Source organism: Mesorhizobium sp. M0768, from assembly GCF_040320195.1.
In the GTDB taxonomy this organism is placed as follows: Bacteria; Pseudomonadota; Alphaproteobacteria; order Rhizobiales; family Rhizobiaceae; genus Mesorhizobium.
On the sequence record NZ_JAMYPD010000015.1, the window covers coordinates 115,176 to 131,903 of the forward strand.

Below are 16,728 nucleotides of genomic sequence, written 5' to 3' on the forward strand. Positions count from 1 at the left end.
CGGTGATCGTTCATGAACTGGTGGAACTCTCCTCTGGTCTACATCGTGTTGCTCGGCCTCGCCGGGATCGTCGTTTGGTCTCTCATCCCCAGACGCTTCGCCAATGCGAAGCTGGTCGTCCAACTCGCCTTTTTCGTCGCGATGTCGGCCATGGTTCTCCACCTGCGCGTCGTGCCGTACGAGGCCGCAGGGGACAACGAGACAACCGGAGGAGCGATCCTCATCGGCTCGGTCAAGCTGCTCTGGTGGGTTCACCTTGCCTGGGCGCTGATCGGATTTGTCCGTATCTATCTCGTCTTCGAGCGAAAGCCGCGCGAGGCACGTCTCCTGCAGGACGTCGTGGTCGGTGTCGTCTACGCTGGAATGTTCCTGTCGATCCTGGCGTTTGTCTTTGCAGTGCCGGTCGGAACGCTCATTGCCACGTCGGGCGTGTTTGCCGTCATCCTGGGACTGGCGCTCCAGAATACGCTTGGTGACGTATTTTCGGCGATCGCGCTTAACCTCGGCCGCCCTTACGTGCTTGGAAACTGGATCATTCTGGGCGACGGAACCGAAGGCCGCGTTGTCGAGACCAATTGGCGGTCGACCCAACTTCTGACCCCGACACACAATGTCGTGGCGCTGCCAAACAGCCTTCTCGCCAAGATCGGGGTAACAAATCTAAGCGGTCCGGACGAGAGCCATGGACTTGCCGTAACCGTCAAGGTGGCGCCAACGAAGACGCCGGCGATCATCGTAGACCTCATGCGCACTGTCTTGCTGAGCTGCAATTCGATCCTCCAGGACCCTTCGCCTTCGGTCACCATCAGAAGCCTGGATGCCGCAGCTATCGAGATCGAGTTGTTTTTTCGCGTCGCAAGTATCGACCAGCGAAGTGCCGCTCGGAACGAAATCTTCGATCTCATTTATCGCCATTCAAAGTCGACCGGCATGCTGCTGGCGGAGCCATTTTCGGGCTCGATTGCCATGACCAACCGGCCGGGCCACGAGACGGCGGCCTCCCAAGGCTTCACCCCGATCGAACTCATCAATTCCATACCGGTATTCTCGGCGCTAACGGATACCGAGCAGGATTCGCTCGCCAAAGCGGCCTCGGTTCGCACCTACCATACGGGCGAAATCATCGCACGACAGGGAGAGATGCTGCCGTCGCTCATGATCGTTCGGACGGGCGTCATCGTCCGGCAAATTGGCGAGGACGATGATCAACTGCAGGAGATCTCCCGGCTTGCACCTGGCGATTTCTTCGGCGAGACCGGCTTGCTCGCCGGTATTGGCGAGATGTCGAGTTTGCGGGCAATGACCCCTGTCACGGTTTACGACATAGACCAGGAAAGCTTTGCGCCGCTGCTGCACGACAGGCCCGAAATGGCCGAAGATCTTGCCGCGATCCTGTCGATGAGGGTGTCGGCTTCTAATGAAAGCGGCATCGCCGGACAGCACCACGCGAGCTCCAAATTCGCGCTCCTCAAAGCCATTCAGACAGTCTTTCGAGCCGCTCCGTTCAAGCGCGTTCGAGCACCTGGCTGACAAGGCATGCAGAAGGACAGAGATCCATGACCGTCCGCCAAAGCGGTATCACAGGCATCGATACACTCATCCAGCCAGCCATCCGTGATTTTGCGGACGGACTGAAGATAAGGCGCGTATTGCCGTCCTCGGATCGCCTGATGATCGGGCCCTTCATCCTGTTCGACCATTTCGGCCCCGCTATATTCGACGCAGGTCACGGTTTCGATATGGGACCGCATCCGCATATCGGCGTTGCGGCCGTGACCTACCTGATCGATAGCGAGATCGTCTATCGCGACAATTTGGGAAAAGTGCAGACCATCCGTCCTGGCGAGGTCAACTGGATGACGGCCGGGTCGGGCATCGTCCATTCCGAGCGCACGCCACCGGAAGTCCGGGCGTCGGCAAGCAATCTCTTCGGCGCTCAGGCTTGGATCGCCCTCCCCTCCCGCTATGAAGAAATTGCCGCCGACGTCGCACATTTTGGCGCTCCCGAAATACAGAGGATCTGTACCGACGGCGTCGAGTTTGCGTTGATCGCCGGCGCGTCCGACGGGTTGGTCTCGCCGGTAAGGACGTTCTCCGACATGGTCTATGCCGAAATTGTGCTCACGAGCGGCGCGCGCTACCAGGTGAAACCCGAACACCGTGAGCGTGCGATCTACATCGTCGCCGGTGAGGTTGGAATTGTCGGCCAGTTCGGTACGTTTCATGAGGCCGAATTAGTAGCTCTGGCGCCCGGCGCTGAGATTGTGCTCCAGGCGCCTGCCTTCCATGCGGCGAGACTGATGCTGATAGGAGGTGAGCCCCTGGCCGAGCCACGTCATATCTTTTGGAACTTCGTCTCCTCTTCAGCCGAACGGATCGAGCAGGCAAAGGCGGATTGGCGCGAACGCCGCTTCCCCGGCGTGCCGGGAGAGCACGAGCTCATGCCTCTGCCAGATGGCAGCGTGTGAGGGATAAGGCAGCGGATGGTGACCTCAGCGCCGCGACAGCTTTACGCCGGGTGGCGCAGGCAGACCACTACGATATCAAGTAGAGATCGTTCATCGTTTCCTCATCGAGCAAACCGTCGAACCAAACGTCGAAGATTGTCTCGAGCAGGAACTCGTCGTTGCTTGCTTCGGAAAACAGCGTGAGGGACGCGTGCAACTTCTTCGCATCAACGTCACCGAAGACAGCGCGAGCGCTTAGGCCGGAGAGCCGGTGCAGGGTGCCAACGCATTCCCGATAACGGCCTCCGAGGATCGGAAACGAGAGATAGGCGCTGGCTTCGTCGAGCGATGTGATTGCATATGGCTCAGGCGCTGTACCACTTCGCCTTGTGGCCAACCTTGGGAAGATGAACTCCATGTAGGGAGTGCACATCATCCCTCGACGTAGAATGGCCAGCGCGTCGTCGTAGACCGGATCCTGTGCGCTGACGAATCTCTGCAAATCATACTCGTCAGGCATTTGGATAGATCCTTGGGAAACCCTCGACATTCGTGCCCATGACTAGCCGCCGACGACATCTGCATAGTCCGGGTGCTTGGCGAAAAAGCGGCTCATGAAGGGACATTTCAAGATCGCTTTACGGCCGGTCTTGCGGAGCAGTTCGAAGGTTCCTTGGGCCAATTGCGACGCGATCCCTTGTCCGGAAAATTCCGACGGGACTTCGGTGTGTATCAGCGCAACCTTCCCGCCCTCGAGCCGATAATAGGCCGCCGCAAACATATCACCGGCGATCGGCAGCTCGAAACGGTGCTGTTGGACGTTTTCGACGACTTGTGCATCCATCTTTATCTCTCGATTGTATGTCACGTGTCACCGGAGGCAGATTGGCGGGCCGCTATCGCATCGCAGGCAACCGCAGAGTGACGGTCGTGCCTGCCCCAAGTGTGCTCTGAATATCGATGCTTCCGCCTGATTGCTCCGCAAAGTGCTTCACCATCGGCAAACCGACGCCGCCGAGGCCTTCGTTTTTGGTGGTGAAGAACGGATCGAAGGCGCAGACCATCGTCTCGCTGGTCATCCCGATACCGTTGTCCGCGACGCGGATGTCTACCTGACCGGCGGCAGAGTTTTCAGAGGCCAAGCCGGCATCGATCGAGATGAAACCGCCGTCAGGCATTGCATCGCGCGCGTTGAACAGAAGATTCAGAACCGCATTTTGCAATCCAAAGCGATCGCATCTCACCAAAGGCAGGTCGGACCCAACCCGAAGCTCAAGACCGAAATTGGCATCCAAGGCGCTCCGTACGAGGGTTTCGATCTCAGCCAGGCAAGCACCTAGGTTTGTGTATTCGATTTCCACGTGGCTCTCTCGGGCCAGGCTGATGGTTTGCCGGACAAGGCCACCAGCCCGCTCCAAAGCCGTTTTGGCGCCGGCTATTACAGGCCCGAGCGCCGGAGCCGCTTGGATGCTCGGATCGCGGGCCAGGTGGTTCAACGCCGACGAGGCGACCTGAATGAGATTGCCCAGGTCATGGACGATGCCGGCCGTCGACATTTGCACGGACATACCACTTCCAGGGCCATCGGGCGGGCCGTCGAAGACATCTTCTTTTATGTCCGGACGAAACATTTCGTTCCCCGCTGGCTAAGTCGGCACCTATTGGCTTCAACACGCTATAATTTATGGCTTTTATTTTCCATTATATCTAAGAAGACGCCGATACATACTTCCGTATATTCAATCGCGAGACGATGCTCTATTGATAGCCGATCCCGCTGATGTAGTTGGCAAGCAGCCGTTCCTGCAGTTCCTCTTGTTTGAAGAGCGCCTTCATCGCATCACGGATATCGAGGACGCCTAGCGGTTTCGAGTCGGCCCCGAGCACCGGCACATTCTGCAGGCCTTGCGCGGCCATGGTCTGCCAGACTGAATGAAGATCATCATCGGGACCACAGGACACGATGGACCGGCTCATCAATGCCGCAATCGGCGCTTCTGTTGGCCCTGAATTCGCCAGATGGCGGACAAGGTCGGACTTGCTCAGCACGCCTGCCGCCTCCCCACTGCCGTGGCACACCACGACCAGGCCTATTGCGGGCCTGGAAAGTGAGAGTGCCGCACTGCGGAGTGGAGCGTCGACATCGACCACCATGAGACGGGCCGATATTACTGGATGCAGACTGTCAATTCGCATGACGCCCTCCTGAGAGCGCCTCGCGGCCGCGGCCGCGGGGCTGGGATCGGTTCCAGTGTTGGTCGCCGAGCTCGGCGCCTTCGTCCGGCCGGTCAGAATGGCGCGCAAACAAGCGCCATTCTGACCCATTCCAAAGATTAGCTCAGTGCTGCTTTGCTCAGGCCAAACTTCGCATCGCCCGAGCCCGGGACGGGTTTGAAGCCGATGTTCAGACGGTTCCAAGAGTTGACCGCCATGACAACGAAGGTCAGATCGGAGATTTCCTTCTCGGAAAGCTGCGACCCGACCCGATCGTAGATCTCGTCGGGGACACCCTGCTCGGGCAGCTTGGTCAAGACTTCCGTCCATGCCAAGGCTGCGCGCTCGCGAGGAACGAACAAGGTCGAATCCCGCCAAGCTGCCAGGTGGTAAAGGCGCAGTTCGCGCTCGCCATGGATCTTCGCCTGTTTGACGTGCATATCGAGGCAGAAGGTGCACCCGTTCAGCTGCGCGGCTCGGACTGCAACAAGGTCGCGGATTGGCTCTTCGATCGACCCCTCTCGCGTCGCACCAAGAAATTCAATAAATTTCTTCAGAAGTTCCGGCGACTGCTCCGCATAACTCGCGCGTTGGGCGACGGCTTTTCCTTTCGGAGCGACCGGTGGCGCTGCAATATTCATTACTTATCTCCTTGAGGTGTTTGCAATCCATTGCAGCGTAAGGATGACCGGTGAGACGAACTGTTGCTATCGTGCCGATGATATGTATTGCCACTCGATTGGGTTGGGGCGCCTAAACCGAAGTATAGGAGGTGGAAATTGGCACCTGACCGCTGCCCTCGGCAATTCGCTTTGCCGCATGCATCCGACAGACGCACAGCGTTTGGGTCACTTGAAGGGCAAGACTGAACCGACCGGTGTCGATAGAACCTGGATCGAAACTGCCCTCACTCTTCAAAGGGAGCGTTCATCACAAGATCAACTGCCGAAGTCGCCTTGTAGCCTGAAACAAAGCGCTCGCCGAAGTCCCGGGCAAAGTTGTCGTAGGTGGTTTCGGGCCTGATCTCGGCGATATGGCAAAAGCATCGCGTCATCCGCCGCTTCATCCCGAGGCGCGGAAATTCGCCAACGATCTTTGCAATCTCGGCTGACGAAACGAGGCTGTATTGCAAGCCGACGACATCGAGGCAGATGCCGGCTGTGCACAGCGCCACCTCAGCCTCCTTGTAGAGGCCGATCGACGGCGTCGAGTTGAGGGCGACGCTGTCCCAGATCAATTGGGCGCGCCGCTCGTCGAAGCCGCCCTCCCGAACGAAGGCGCGGGCGAGATCGGCGCCTTCCACTTCGAAACGGCGCGGCCCGGCGAAGTCCTCATTGAGCGTGACGTCATGCAACAGGGTTGCAACCGCAACAACCTCCGCGTCGTGCTGGATATTCTGAATCTGTCCGATCCGGGCCGCGAAAAGCCAGGATCGGACCACGTGGTTGAACAGGTAGGGTTCACATCGAGCGCGGGCATGTTCGATCGCTCGGCCAACAAGCGGAGTATCGGGGACCAAAATCCCCACAAGTGTGCGGATGGCGATCGAATTCATGTCACTGACCGTCCCTTCGCGTACGCCCCGATGGTCCTGGGGGCTACGATTTCATTTCGCGTTCGTCGTCAGTTCCGTCTCGCTGGTGTCGACGACGAAAATAGCAAGCAGACGAGCGCCTTCCGTCTTGCTGGCGTTTTCGCTGACGGCATGACGGTCGCCAGGGAATTCCGAGAAACTCTCGCCGGCGCGATAAGTCTTCACCGGCCCGTCATTGACCTGGCTTCGGATCGCCCCCTGCAGGACCGTGGCATAGATGAACGCGGATTTGGGATGGGTATGAGCCGGCGACGTACCCCCAGGCGCGTACTCGACGAGCACGGCTTTCATGCTCTTGCCGGGCACGTTTGGCAGAGCCTGGTCGTAGACAAGCTTCACGCTGGCGGCGTCATTGGCCATTGCTGCGGTGACGGAAGCGGCGGCGAGCGCGGCGCAGAGAAGTGTTTTGATCATGTCTGGTCTCCTTGTTGTGCGAATGGCGGGCCTATCCGATGACTACTTACTTCGGTGGTGTGTATCGGCTGAGCCAATCATCGAAACGCACGGCGCCGATGCGCGCGTTCTCGCCGGGCACCAGCGTTCGATCGTCGATTGCCACTTGGCCGTAGTAGAGCGCGCCGGGATCCGGGACGACTTTACGCGGGTCGTTGGTGGCCTTCAGGAAGCGCTCGACAAGTTCGCTCATGCGAACACGCTCCGGGCCGGCAATTTCGATCATGCCGTTCAACGGCGCGGCAAGCGCGACGTCCGCCATCGCATCGGCAACATTATCAGCCGCCATGGGTTGGAAGTAGGCCGGCGACATATGAATGGTATCCCCGACGGCGCCCGTGTTTGCGATGGCGGCGGTGAATTCGAAGAATTGAGTGGCGTGAACGATGGTGTAGGGAATTCCGGACTCCCTGATCAGCTTTTCCTGAAGCAACTTGCCGCGGAAATAGCCCATGCCCTGCAGCCGGTCGGTACCGACGACCGACAGCGCCACGTGATGACGGACGCCGGCGGCCGTTTCGGCGGCAAAAAGATTACGCCCGGATGCCGAGAAGAACTCCAGGGCAGCCTTTTCCTCGAACGACGGCGAGTTCGCGAGGTCGACGACGACCTGCGCACCGGCAAGCGCGGCCGCCAGACCCTCTCCCGTAACGGTGTTGACGCCCGAATTCGGCGACGCCGCAAGTACGTCGTGGCCTTTGTTTCGCAGTCTCTCCACGGTCTTTGAACCGATCAGCCCGGTTCCGCCGATGACGACGATCTTCATGTCTGGTCTCCTGGTGTTGCGTGTCTATTTTCGTTGCTCGATCGGATGCTGGGCGTTTCCGGCCTGCTACTGACTGACCGATGCAGCAGCATCCTCGATGAGTGACGTGACCCCGTCGGGATGCGAAACCATGAGCGCATGGGACGCACCCTCGATGACGACGGTCTTTACCGCGTGCGCACGCTTGGCCATGAAGCTCATGACGGCTGCCGGGATGTTGCGGTCATCCGAGCCGTAGATCATGTAGGACGGCAGCGTCTTCCACGAGGCGACGCCCGAGGCTTCAGCCAGAGCCGCCTGCGCAACAGGGCGTTGAGTGGCAGCCATCAGCAAAGTCTGCTCTTGCGGAACGTCGGCGGCGAACTGGGCGCGGAACTTGGCCGGCTCGATGAAGAGGTCTTGTCCGCCGTCCGGCAACGCGACTGGAGCAAGCGCGCTCCCCAAGGTGCTGCCGGGAAACATGCTGGACAACGTAAGGCTCGATTCGCCGGTATCCGGCGCGAAACCCGCCACGTAGACCAATGCCTTCACATTGGGATTGCCGTTGGCGGCCTCGGTGATGACAGGCCCGCCGTAGGAATGCCCCACCAGCACGACCGGCCCGGAAACCGACCGGACGATGGCTGAGACTGCTTTCGCATCGCTGGCAACGCCGCGGAGCGGATTAGCTGCGGCTATCGCTACATAACCGTCTTTGCTGAGCTTGGTGATGACTGCATCCCAGCTCGACGATTCCGCGAAGGCGCCGTGCACCAGTACGATCGTCGGCTTGGGCTGAGAATTCGCGGCCTGCGCCATCCCGCCGCCCGACGCGGCAAGCGCTGCGGTGAGGGCCAGGACTCGAGTTATGTTTCGCATTTGCTTTCTCCCGTGTGGCCTGTGGTGACCAATGCTCAGGAGAATGCGCCGACGCAGCCCGCCAACCTATTGTGCGGAAGGGTCTGTCATACAATGCCAAGGTGCAGGGTAGGTCACCGGGGAGATCAGGTGCCCTGCAGCATAATTGAGGTATCTATGCCGGGTGTGCATTGTCGGCGGTCGCCGGAACAGACACTGAGGGCGCGCCGCAAAGCCTCCTCTCGTCAACGACATAGTCCCTGGCCTTCGGCCTGAATCGCCCAATGCCTTCGTATGGATCAAACAGCCGGACCGTCTGATCGTGTCGCTGCGTCACGACATTTATATTTGTATGGGTGAATACCATCCAAGCCATCAATGGAGTTACTGAAATGAAAATTACAGTCCTTGCTGTCGCCGTGCTTGTTATTACAGCAGGAAGCGCCACTGCCGGAAGCGACCACTATGGATCAAACGGATCCCAGCAGCCTGCGACTGCGTCTGACAACATGTATACATTCTCGATCAGAAAAATGAACAACGATATCGGGGTGCCGAAACCGCACGCAAGCCGACCGTTCCCAACGATGAATATGGCCAGGGCATCTGGGGTCACTGATCCCGACCTAGAGAAAAATTGAAGGACCGGGGCGTGACCTCGTATCGGCGAGCCGACTTCTCTCTTGCGCGATCCCTGCAATGCGACTTGCCGCTTACGCAGCTCAATTTGCACCACGTCGACAAAACGTCTCGCCTCCGACCTATTTGGCGGGATTCGCGCGGCAGCTTCCCGGAAAATCGTCGTGAGGAAGACCGATTGCTCAGCCATTTATTCGGAAGTCTATTGGCGCGACGACATCGCAGTCGTGGCTCAGAGCACTGCCATCCCGCCGTCGACCCGCAGATTGATGCCCGTTACGAAACTACTCGCGTCCGAGGCAAGGAACAGGGCGGCTTTTGCCAACTCTTCCGGCTGCCCCATCCGGCCCAGGGGTATTGCCTCTGCCATCGCCTTTTCAAACAGCCCGCGCTGCTCAAACGGTATGCCCAGCTTATCGAGAATAGCCGTATCCACCGGACCTGGGCTGAGCACGTTGACCCGGATGCCGCGAGACTTCAGTTCGATCGCCCAAGCGCGCGCAAAGGCATTTATGGCCGCCTTCGAGCCCGCGTAAACAGCATGACCGTCCAGCACCTTCTCGCTGGCCAGCGAGCCTGTGAGGATGATTGCGCCGCCATTCCGCATGACCGGAATCAGTTTCTGGACGCCGAAGAAGACGCCTCGCGTATTGACGGCAAATTGCGCATCATATTCTGCCTCGGAGACGTCGGCCGAGTGCGTGATGGTGTTTATGCCGGCGTTCGCCATATAGATGTCGAGCGCCCCGAACCTCTGGCGGATCTGTTGCGCTACCTCGTCATGGTGCGACACGTCGGCCACATTTCCCTGAATGCCCAGCGCGCCTGCCCCGATCTGTGCGACCGCTTCCTCGACCGCCTGCCGCCGGCGGCCGGTAATGACGACTTGCGCGCCCTCGGCCGCAAAGATTTTTGCAGCCGATAGTCCGATCCCGCTGTTTCCGCCGGTGACCACCGCGATCTTGCCTGATAGTGCGCCCATTTCGTTCCTGTCTTCGAAAAATAGTGCCGGTGCTGCTGCGATAGTCGCAACTGCTGGCCAAGAAAGTTTCACGCCGAATTGAGACCGCCAAAATGAGCGGCAATCGCAAACGGCTACCGATTGATAAACTCCCGGCGCTTAGCCAGTTTGACGTTTTGGAGGAGCGCTTTGGCCTTCAAGGCAGAACAAGCGCGCGGCGGCGACCCCCGACAGCGCGACGTAGTGTCGAACGCCGGCGATCGCCTCCGCGCTGCACAGGCGAAGTTGCTCGAATGGCAGCCCTATCGCAGCATATGTTTCGCGCCTTTGCCAGCGCTCTAACTCGATGGCGCAGTGGTTCGGTTCCACAATCCGGGACATGAGCCGACAGAACCGGCATTCAGGCCACCGCTCGCCTATGCGAGCGCACAAGGTTTGACCTGGCGCGCCACCCGAAATGGGGTTAAGGGCGCGCGAAATATTGCCAAAGGTGGTCATCGGCGGCTCCAAGGATTGCGGAGAACATGCGGTCGTGACTGAGGGTGTGCTATCCTTTGATGAAGGCGAGCAGGTCAGCATTGACCTGATCTTGGTGCGTGGCCGTGATCCCGTGGGGCGCGCCGGGGTAATAGATATCCTTTGCGCCTTTGATCAATCGGGCCGACTTGACTGCCGAGTCCTTGACGGGGACGATCTGGTCGTCTTCGCCATGCAGGACGAGGGTTGGCACGTCGAACTTCTTGAGGTCCTCGGTAAAATCGGTCTCGGAGAACGCCTTGACGCTTTCGTACGCGTTCACGAGACCCGCCTGCATACTCCAGAGCCAGAACTGATCCAGAGTCCCCTGGGAAACCTTCGCGCCTGGCCTGTTCGCGCCATAAAACAACGGTGCGAGGTCCCGGTAGTACTGCGACCGATCCTTGACGAGGCCAGCCCTTATGCCGTCGAATACCTCGATCGGCAGGCCTTCCGGATTGGCCGGCGTCTTCACCATGATCGGCGGAACAGCGGCGATAAGAACAGCCTTGGCCACCCGCTTCGTCCCGTGCCGTCCGATATAGCGAGCAACCTCGCCTCCTCCGGTCGAATGGCCGACCAGCGTGGCGTTCCGGAGATCCAGCGCCTCAATCACGGCTGCAAGATCATCCGCATAGCCGTTCATGTCGTTGCCGGACGTGGCCTGGCTCGATCGGCCATGGCCGCGCCGGTCATGCGCAACGACGCGAAAGCCGTTATGGGCAAGAAAGAGCATCTGGCCGTCCCAGGCGTCGGAATTCAGCGGCCAGCCGTGCGAAAACGTGACGACAGGACCCTTGCCCCAATCCTTGTAGTAGATTTCGGTGCCATCCTTGGTCGTGATGGTGCTCATCGTCTTGGTTCCTTTGATTGAGGGGGAAGAGGGAAGGTTTTGTTTTCGGCTCGTTGCCGAAGCAGCGCGGGGCAGTCCGGCGGCTGCCGTAGAGATCAGGCCTGCCAACATGACATCGCGGCGAGATCCGCCGACGGAGAAAAGTCCGTCTTTGTTCATCATGTCCATCCATGTGCTTTGAACATCCTGCTCACCATCACGACCGTCGAGTCGGCCTGAGCGGTCGCGTTCGGGGAGGAGCGAGCGAGGAGCGGTAGAAACGCGACGGTCGTGATGGCTTGCGAGGAACAGGATGCACCGATCCGGGCCGCGAACCTACTCTACGGAGGCATCTGTCATAGGATGCCAAGGTGCAGGGCAGGCACGCCGAAGATAGGGCCGGGCTAAGGCAAGCTCTTATAGACACACGTCAATTAGGCTTGGGTAGCGGCGCGGGGACCGACGCGGCATGGCCGGCGTCAGTTGCTGTTGCATGAAATGTTGCGAGTTTTTCGGTCAGGCTGGCGCTGCCAAAGAGCGCCGCTCAGTAGTAACCGATGTTTGGCGCGGGCCTTGCCGCGAAACACCAAACAGGACCACCGATGTACATCAGGATCACCCGCAGCAGCACGAGCGTATGAACAGGCAGGAAGGCCTGGGCGCGCTGAGAAAGCACCTGAAATGGCCCGGCGCGCCGGGCGATCCTATTGGATGGGGCATGGATCGGCTTGTGCCAAATTCTAGACCTCGCGCATCGGCGCGGGCAGCGTTTCCCACGCCCGGATCAGCTCACCGATGGAAGCGGCTTCCATCTTGCGCATGACATTGCCGCGGTGAAGCTTGACCGTCACTTCACTGATGCCGAGGTCGAAGGCGATCTGCTTGTTGAGGCGCCCGCGCGCCACTTCACGCAGGACCTCGCGCTCGCGCGGCGTCAGCGTCTCGACGCGCTCGATGTTGCGCTTGACGATCACGGCATCCGCCCGCCGCTTGGCATCCACCGCAATGCCGGCGATCACAGCGTCAAGCAGCGTCTGATCCCGCACCGGTTTGGTGAGAAAGTCCACGGCGCCGGCCTTCATCGCCTGGACAGTCATCGGGATGTCGCCATGCCCGGTCAGGAAGATGATGGGTTTGGGGTTGCCGTTTTTCGCAAGATGGTGCTGCAGATCGAGACCGCTCGTCCCTGGCATGCGCACGTCGAGGATCAAGCAGCCGGGGCTCTCCAACACGTCGGCGTCAAGCAATTCACGGGTTGAGGTAAAGCACACCGGCAGGAAACCCGCCGACAGGATCAATTCAGACAGCGCCTCCCGAACAGAGGCATCATCATCGACAATAATGACCAGCGGCTGCTCGGCTTCAGCCCTTCGCTGCTGTGATGACGGCGTCGATCTCGGTAAGGGCAATTGGTCAACTCTCATGTTTAGCCTCCGTTTCTGGGTTGCGCAAAGCGTCGCCGATCGCCGCAAGCAGTGCCTGGCCATCGAACGGCTTGCGGAAAAGCCTGCCAATGCCCTTGGCGCGGTGCTGATCCACTATCTCGTGGCGGCCGGTGATCAGGAACACAGGCAGATCCGGACGCGCCTTCTTGACCAAGTCGCGAAGTTCAAAGCCGTCCATGCCGGGCATCCCGATGTCGGTGATAAGCATGTCCAATCCAGACAGGCCGCTGACCAGCAACGACCCTGCCGACGAGAAGCTGCGGGCCACATAGCCGGCGGACTCCAGAAGGTCCTCCAGCGACTCGAGCAGTCTTGGGTCATCGTCGACAATCGCCACGACAGGCCTCCGCTTGCTCACCCTCAGTTCCCCCCTGCCCGGCGCGAGTGCGTGATCGGTATTCCCAATCGCTCGGCGATGCGAACGAGGTCGGCGAGCGACGCCGCGACCATCTTCTGCATGACGTTCCTTCTATGAATTTCCAGCGTAACTTCGCTGATCCCCAGTTCAGCGGCCGCCTGCTTGTTGAGCAGACCGCTGACCACCAGCGGCAGCACCTCACGTTCGCGCGGCGTCAGCTCGAGATAACGTTGCTTCAACACGCCCAGCTCGGCGCGCTCCGATCGCTGTACCCGATCCTGGGCAATCGCCGCATGGATTGCGGCCATGAGGTCTGCATCGCTGAAGGGCTTAGTCAGGAAATCCACGGCGCCGTGCTTGATCGCACGCACCGAGGACGGGATATCGCCATGTCCCGTCAGGAAAACGATCGGTGGATGATCGCCCTCGGCAATCTGCCGCTGCAGATCGAGGCCGTTAATATCCGGCAACTCGATATCGAGGATGAGGCAGGCAGGGACGTCCGGCTTGTCAGCGCGGATATAATCGCCCGCCGATCCGAACGCTACGGCACACATGCCGTGTGCAGCCAGCAGCTCACTGAGCGCCTCCCGAATGCGTTCATCGTCATCTACGATGAAGACAATTTGGCCGTCCGTCGTCATGACGCCGCTTTCGCTTCAATCGGCAACGTGAAGATAAACGTCGCTCCACGTGGTTCGTTCTTCTCGACCCATAAACGCCCGCTGTGCGACTCGATGATCGAACGGCAGATCGCCAGTCCCATGCCCATCCCTTGCTCTTTCGTGGTAAAGAACGGTTCGAATATCCGGTCGGGAAACTCGACGCCCCGGCCGCGATCTCTGACTTCGGTCTGGACAACATCCCCGATATGGCGCACGCGGATGCTGATAACTCCGTCATCCGCACCAGAGTCCATCGCCTCCATGCCGTTGCGGATGAGATTGACCAGAACCTGCTGGATTTGGACGCGATCGAACGCGACTAGCGGACTGTCGCTTCCGACATCAACGCTGGTGCGAACGCCCCGCCGCATCGCTTCCTCGGCCACGAGGTCGCGTGCCTCTGTGATGACACTGCTGAGCGTCGCATTGGTCCTCGTCTCGGTGGATTGCTTGAACAGCGCGCGGATGCGGCCGACGACGTCCGCCGCCGAATTGGCGTCCCGGATTATGCGCTCGGCCGTAATCTTCGCGCGTTCGACGTTCGGAGGGGCGGCGGACAGCCAACGGTGGCATGCATGGGAATTGGCGACGATCGCGGCCAGCGGCTGATTCACCTCGTGCGCGATCGAAGCGGAAAGCTCGGCGAGACTTGCAGCCTGAGTGGCTTGCGCGAGTTTGTCGGAGGCTTGTCGCAGCGCTTCCTGGGCGCGCACCTCTTCGTCGATGTCGAGGGAAACCCCGTACCATTGCACAACCGCCCCGTCTTCATCACGCCGCGGCTCCACCCTGCACTCCGCCCAGCGATAGCCATCTGTTTCGCGCCAGCGAAACCGCATCGCGGAACCGCCGCCTGTTTCGAAACAGCTCAGCAACGTGCGCAGCACCTCGGGAGCATCTTCGGGATGAACCAGTTCTTGCAGCAATTCCTCGATGCGCGGCTCTCCGAGTGTTTCGAAATTGGCGATGACGGCGCGGAAATGGTCCTGGTATCGCTTGTTGAAGTAGACCGGCCCGCCGGTCGGCACCGCGCTCCAAATGCGGACCGGCACAGCGTCGATCATCTGCTGAAGCTGCAATTCGCTCCGCCGCAGCGCCTCTTCGGCTTGCATCTGATCGTCTATGTCGTGACAGAGGCCGTACCACTGCACGATCAGGCCAGCGTGATCGCGCATCGGCTCTGCCCGGCTCGACATCCAGTGATAGACGCCATCGGCGCGGCGCAGGCGATACCTCATGGAGAAGCGCTCGCCGGTAGCAAGGCAGTGACTGAGCGTATCGCCGAATGCTGCTGCGTCGTCCGGATGGACGGTGGCCGCTATCATCGCCGCCAGCCGGTTGATGCCCTGTTTGTCCAAATCCGTTACGTCAAGGCCGAGAAAGTCGACCATTCGCTTGTTGAAAAAGGTCGGCTCGCCGTCCGGCGTCAGGCGCCAAACGTGGCTCGGAACCATGTCGACAAGCTGCGAGAGCTCCCGCTCCCGGTCGCGCAATGCCTCCTGCGCACGCACCTCATCGTCGATGTCGATGCTGGCCGTGTACCATTGCACGATCGCCCCACTCTGGTTCCGCAGCGGCTCGGCGCGGCCCTCCCTCCAGCGGTACACGCCGTCCGCGCGACGCAGGCGATACCTTATGGGATAGGGTTCGCCGGTGGCGAGCGAGCGGCTGAGCCATTCTCTCATCCTGGGTCCATCGTCGGGATGGACGGCTGCCGCGACCACGGTCGCCAGGCGGCTCGTGCCCGGCTCGTCCCAGTCCGCGATGTCGTTGAGGCCGATATAGTCTGTCGTGCGCTTGCTGAAGAAGGTTGGTTCGCCGTTGGGCGCCATGCGGGCGATGTGAGCGGGGATCATTTCGACCAGCAACGAGAGTTCTCGCTCCCGCTCCCGCAAGGTCTCCACACTTTGGCGCAAAGTGAGCACCGCCGCCTGATGCTGCCTGGAAATGGCGGCCACGACGAGCGCCGAAAATGCAGAGATGGCCAGAAAAAGCTGCAGCATGATCTGGTTGTGCTTCTGGGACTCGGGATCGCCGGCAAATTGGCTGGCGCCGGATATCGTGAATACCGCCGTGATCAGAGCGAGGACGGTCAATGCTACGGCGGCGCCTCTGAACTCAAAACGCACCGCGGCCCAAAGAAGAGGCGGCATGATGATGTAGGCGAAGGGCAGATAGCCGCTCAAGGAAAGGGCGGCGATACCAAGAAAGATCAGCCCCAGGACGCAAGCTTCCATCCATCGCGCTGCCGAGAGCTGCGCTTTGCCGCGCCAGTTCTGGAACACGACCAGCGCCAGTGGCGCTACGATCAGGACTCCCGTCGCGTCTCCGATCCACCACAGCGGCCAAGCCGCCACAAAGGTTTGCGATTGTATGCCAAACCAAGCAAGCGCCGCACTTCCCACCGTTGCGCTTGCAACTGGCGCAATTCCAGCGGCCAGTACGACGAATGCGAGAACGTCCTGCAACGTTTCCAGCCGAACTGGGCGCTTGCAGGTCTGGTTCACAAGCCATGCGCCGGCCACCGCTTCAAGAGCGTTGCCGGCAAAGATCAGGAAGGCCGCGGGCAGCGGAGTGTGGAACCACAAGAAGTTGCTGAACAGTTCTGCCACACAGGCCCCCAGCGCCCACCACGGCCAGCTATACCTGGAGGCGAAGACAAGAGTAGCGATGAAAAGCCCGCTCGGAGGCCAAATGGAAATCCCTGTTCCAGGTATGATTGCGAGCGACTGGGCGAAGCCGCAGCCCAGGACATAGGCCGTAATAAAAAGCCCCAGATGCAGGAATTGGGGACGGTGCGACCAGACGCGCGACAACCTGCCTCTTCCAAGATCGCTGATCATGTTGCCGCGAATCAGGCCCGGTTCATTCGTCGCGAAAGGTCGGCCACTTCCCGGTCCGGATCGGTTCAAGTCATGCGCTAACGCGAGCGTTGCGCTGGAATCGGTCTCGCCAAGTGAGTTGGGCGCTATCGTCATCGGGTGCCCCTAACGGACAAACAAAC

Annotated in this window: 18 protein-coding genes; 3 read left to right on the top strand and 15 right to left on the bottom strand. The window is 60.1% G+C overall.

The window, feature by feature from the left end:
- Positions 1-12 precede the first annotated feature (12 nt).
- Together NKI08_RS19855 and NKI08_RS19860 are read left to right on the top strand one after the other, a co-directional pair.
- Entirely contained in the window at positions 13-1,530 is a 1,518-nt protein-coding gene (locus NKI08_RS19855) for a mechanosensitive ion channel family protein (protein ID WP_352771629.1), read from the top strand.
- Positions 1,531-1,556: 26 nt separating this feature from the next.
- Positions 1,557-2,468, top strand: a complete 912-nt coding sequence (locus NKI08_RS19860; RefSeq protein ID WP_352771631.1) for a pirin family protein — start codon at positions 1,557-1,559, stop codon at positions 2,466-2,468.
- Positions 2,469-2,535: 67 nt separating this feature from the next.
- On the opposite strand, the gene NKI08_RS19865 is transcribed toward NKI08_RS19860, so the two are convergent.
- From NKI08_RS19865 to NKI08_RS19905, 9 genes are all read right to left on the bottom strand, one after another.
- Positions 2,536-2,967 (bottom strand): DUF1810 domain-containing protein, encoded by a 432-nt coding sequence (locus tag NKI08_RS19865; RefSeq protein ID WP_352771633.1) that lies wholly within the window; start codon positions 2,965-2,967, stop codon positions 2,536-2,538.
- A gap of 42 nt (positions 2,968-3,009) precedes the next feature.
- Positions 3,010-3,291: a GNAT family N-acetyltransferase gene (locus tag NKI08_RS19870; RefSeq protein WP_352449832.1), complete on the bottom strand. Its 282-nt coding sequence runs from the start codon at positions 3,289-3,291 to the stop codon at positions 3,010-3,012.
- A 52-nt stretch (positions 3,292-3,343) separates the two neighbouring features.
- Complete coding sequence (locus NKI08_RS19875) at positions 3,344-4,078, bottom strand: sensor histidine kinase (RefSeq protein ID WP_352771635.1); 735 nt, start codon at positions 4,076-4,078, stop codon at positions 3,344-3,346.
- 127 nt (positions 4,079-4,205) lie between these two features.
- The gene (locus tag NKI08_RS19880) at positions 4,206-4,772 is read right to left on the bottom strand and encodes a CBS domain-containing protein (RefSeq protein ID WP_352771674.1); all 567 of its coding nucleotides are present in this window, start codon (positions 4,770-4,772) and stop codon (positions 4,206-4,208) included.
- Between the two features lie 8 nt (positions 4,773-4,780).
- Positions 4,781-5,302, bottom strand: a complete 522-nt coding sequence (locus NKI08_RS19885) for a carboxymuconolactone decarboxylase family protein (RefSeq protein ID WP_352502533.1) — start codon at positions 5,300-5,302, stop codon at positions 4,781-4,783.
- Positions 5,303-5,568: 266 nt separating this feature from the next.
- Complete coding sequence (locus tag NKI08_RS19890; RefSeq protein ID WP_352771637.1) at positions 5,569-6,216, bottom strand: HD domain-containing protein; 648 nt, start codon at positions 6,214-6,216, stop codon at positions 5,569-5,571.
- Positions 6,217-6,267: 51 nt separating this feature from the next.
- Positions 6,268-6,669 (bottom strand): cupin domain-containing protein, encoded by a 402-nt coding sequence (locus NKI08_RS19895; RefSeq protein WP_352743658.1) that lies wholly within the window; start codon positions 6,667-6,669, stop codon positions 6,268-6,270.
- 46 nt (positions 6,670-6,715) lie between these two features.
- On the bottom strand, positions 6,716-7,474 hold the full coding sequence (locus NKI08_RS19900) for an SDR family oxidoreductase (protein ID WP_352449837.1): 759 nt from the start codon (positions 7,472-7,474) through the stop codon (positions 6,716-6,718).
- 66 nt (positions 7,475-7,540) lie between these two features.
- A complete protein-coding gene (locus tag NKI08_RS19905) occupies positions 7,541-8,332 on the bottom strand; it encodes an alpha/beta fold hydrolase (RefSeq protein WP_352771640.1) in 792 nt (263 codons plus the stop codon).
- A gap of 371 nt (positions 8,333-8,703) precedes the next feature.
- On the opposite strand from NKI08_RS19905, the gene NKI08_RS19910 reads away from it, so the two are divergent.
- On the top strand, positions 8,704-8,952 hold the full coding sequence (locus NKI08_RS19910; RefSeq protein WP_352771642.1) for a DUF680 domain-containing protein: 249 nt from the start codon (positions 8,704-8,706) through the stop codon (positions 8,950-8,952).
- Between the two features lie 230 nt (positions 8,953-9,182).
- On the opposite strand, the gene NKI08_RS19915 is transcribed toward NKI08_RS19910, so the two are convergent.
- From NKI08_RS19915 to NKI08_RS19940, 6 genes are all read right to left on the bottom strand, one after another.
- Positions 9,183-9,932, bottom strand: a complete 750-nt coding sequence (locus NKI08_RS19915) for a glucose 1-dehydrogenase (RefSeq protein ID WP_352771644.1) — start codon at positions 9,930-9,932, stop codon at positions 9,183-9,185.
- Positions 9,933-10,458: 526 nt separating this feature from the next.
- Positions 10,459-11,439, bottom strand: a complete 981-nt coding sequence (locus NKI08_RS19920; RefSeq protein WP_502893737.1) for an alpha/beta fold hydrolase — start codon at positions 11,437-11,439, stop codon at positions 10,459-10,461.
- A 560-nt stretch (positions 11,440-11,999) separates the two neighbouring features.
- Positions 12,000-12,683: a response regulator transcription factor gene (locus NKI08_RS19925; protein ID WP_031211078.1), complete on the bottom strand. Its 684-nt coding sequence runs from the start codon at positions 12,681-12,683 to the stop codon at positions 12,000-12,002.
- On the bottom strand, positions 12,673-13,062 hold the full coding sequence (locus NKI08_RS19930) for a response regulator (RefSeq protein ID WP_352470617.1): 390 nt from the start codon (positions 13,060-13,062) through the stop codon (positions 12,673-12,675). The genes NKI08_RS19925 and NKI08_RS19930 overlap by 11 nt, the downstream gene beginning before the upstream one ends.
- 2 nt (positions 13,063-13,064) lie before the next feature.
- On the bottom strand, positions 13,065-13,706 hold the full coding sequence (locus NKI08_RS19935; protein ID WP_352470618.1) for a response regulator transcription factor: 642 nt from the start codon (positions 13,704-13,706) through the stop codon (positions 13,065-13,067).
- On the bottom strand, positions 13,703-16,540 hold the full coding sequence (locus NKI08_RS19940) for a sensor histidine kinase (protein WP_352771676.1): 2,838 nt from the start codon (positions 16,538-16,540) through the stop codon (positions 13,703-13,705). Before NKI08_RS19940 ends, NKI08_RS19935 begins: the two co-directional genes overlap by 4 nt.
- Between the last annotated feature and the right edge of the window lie 188 nt (positions 16,541-16,728).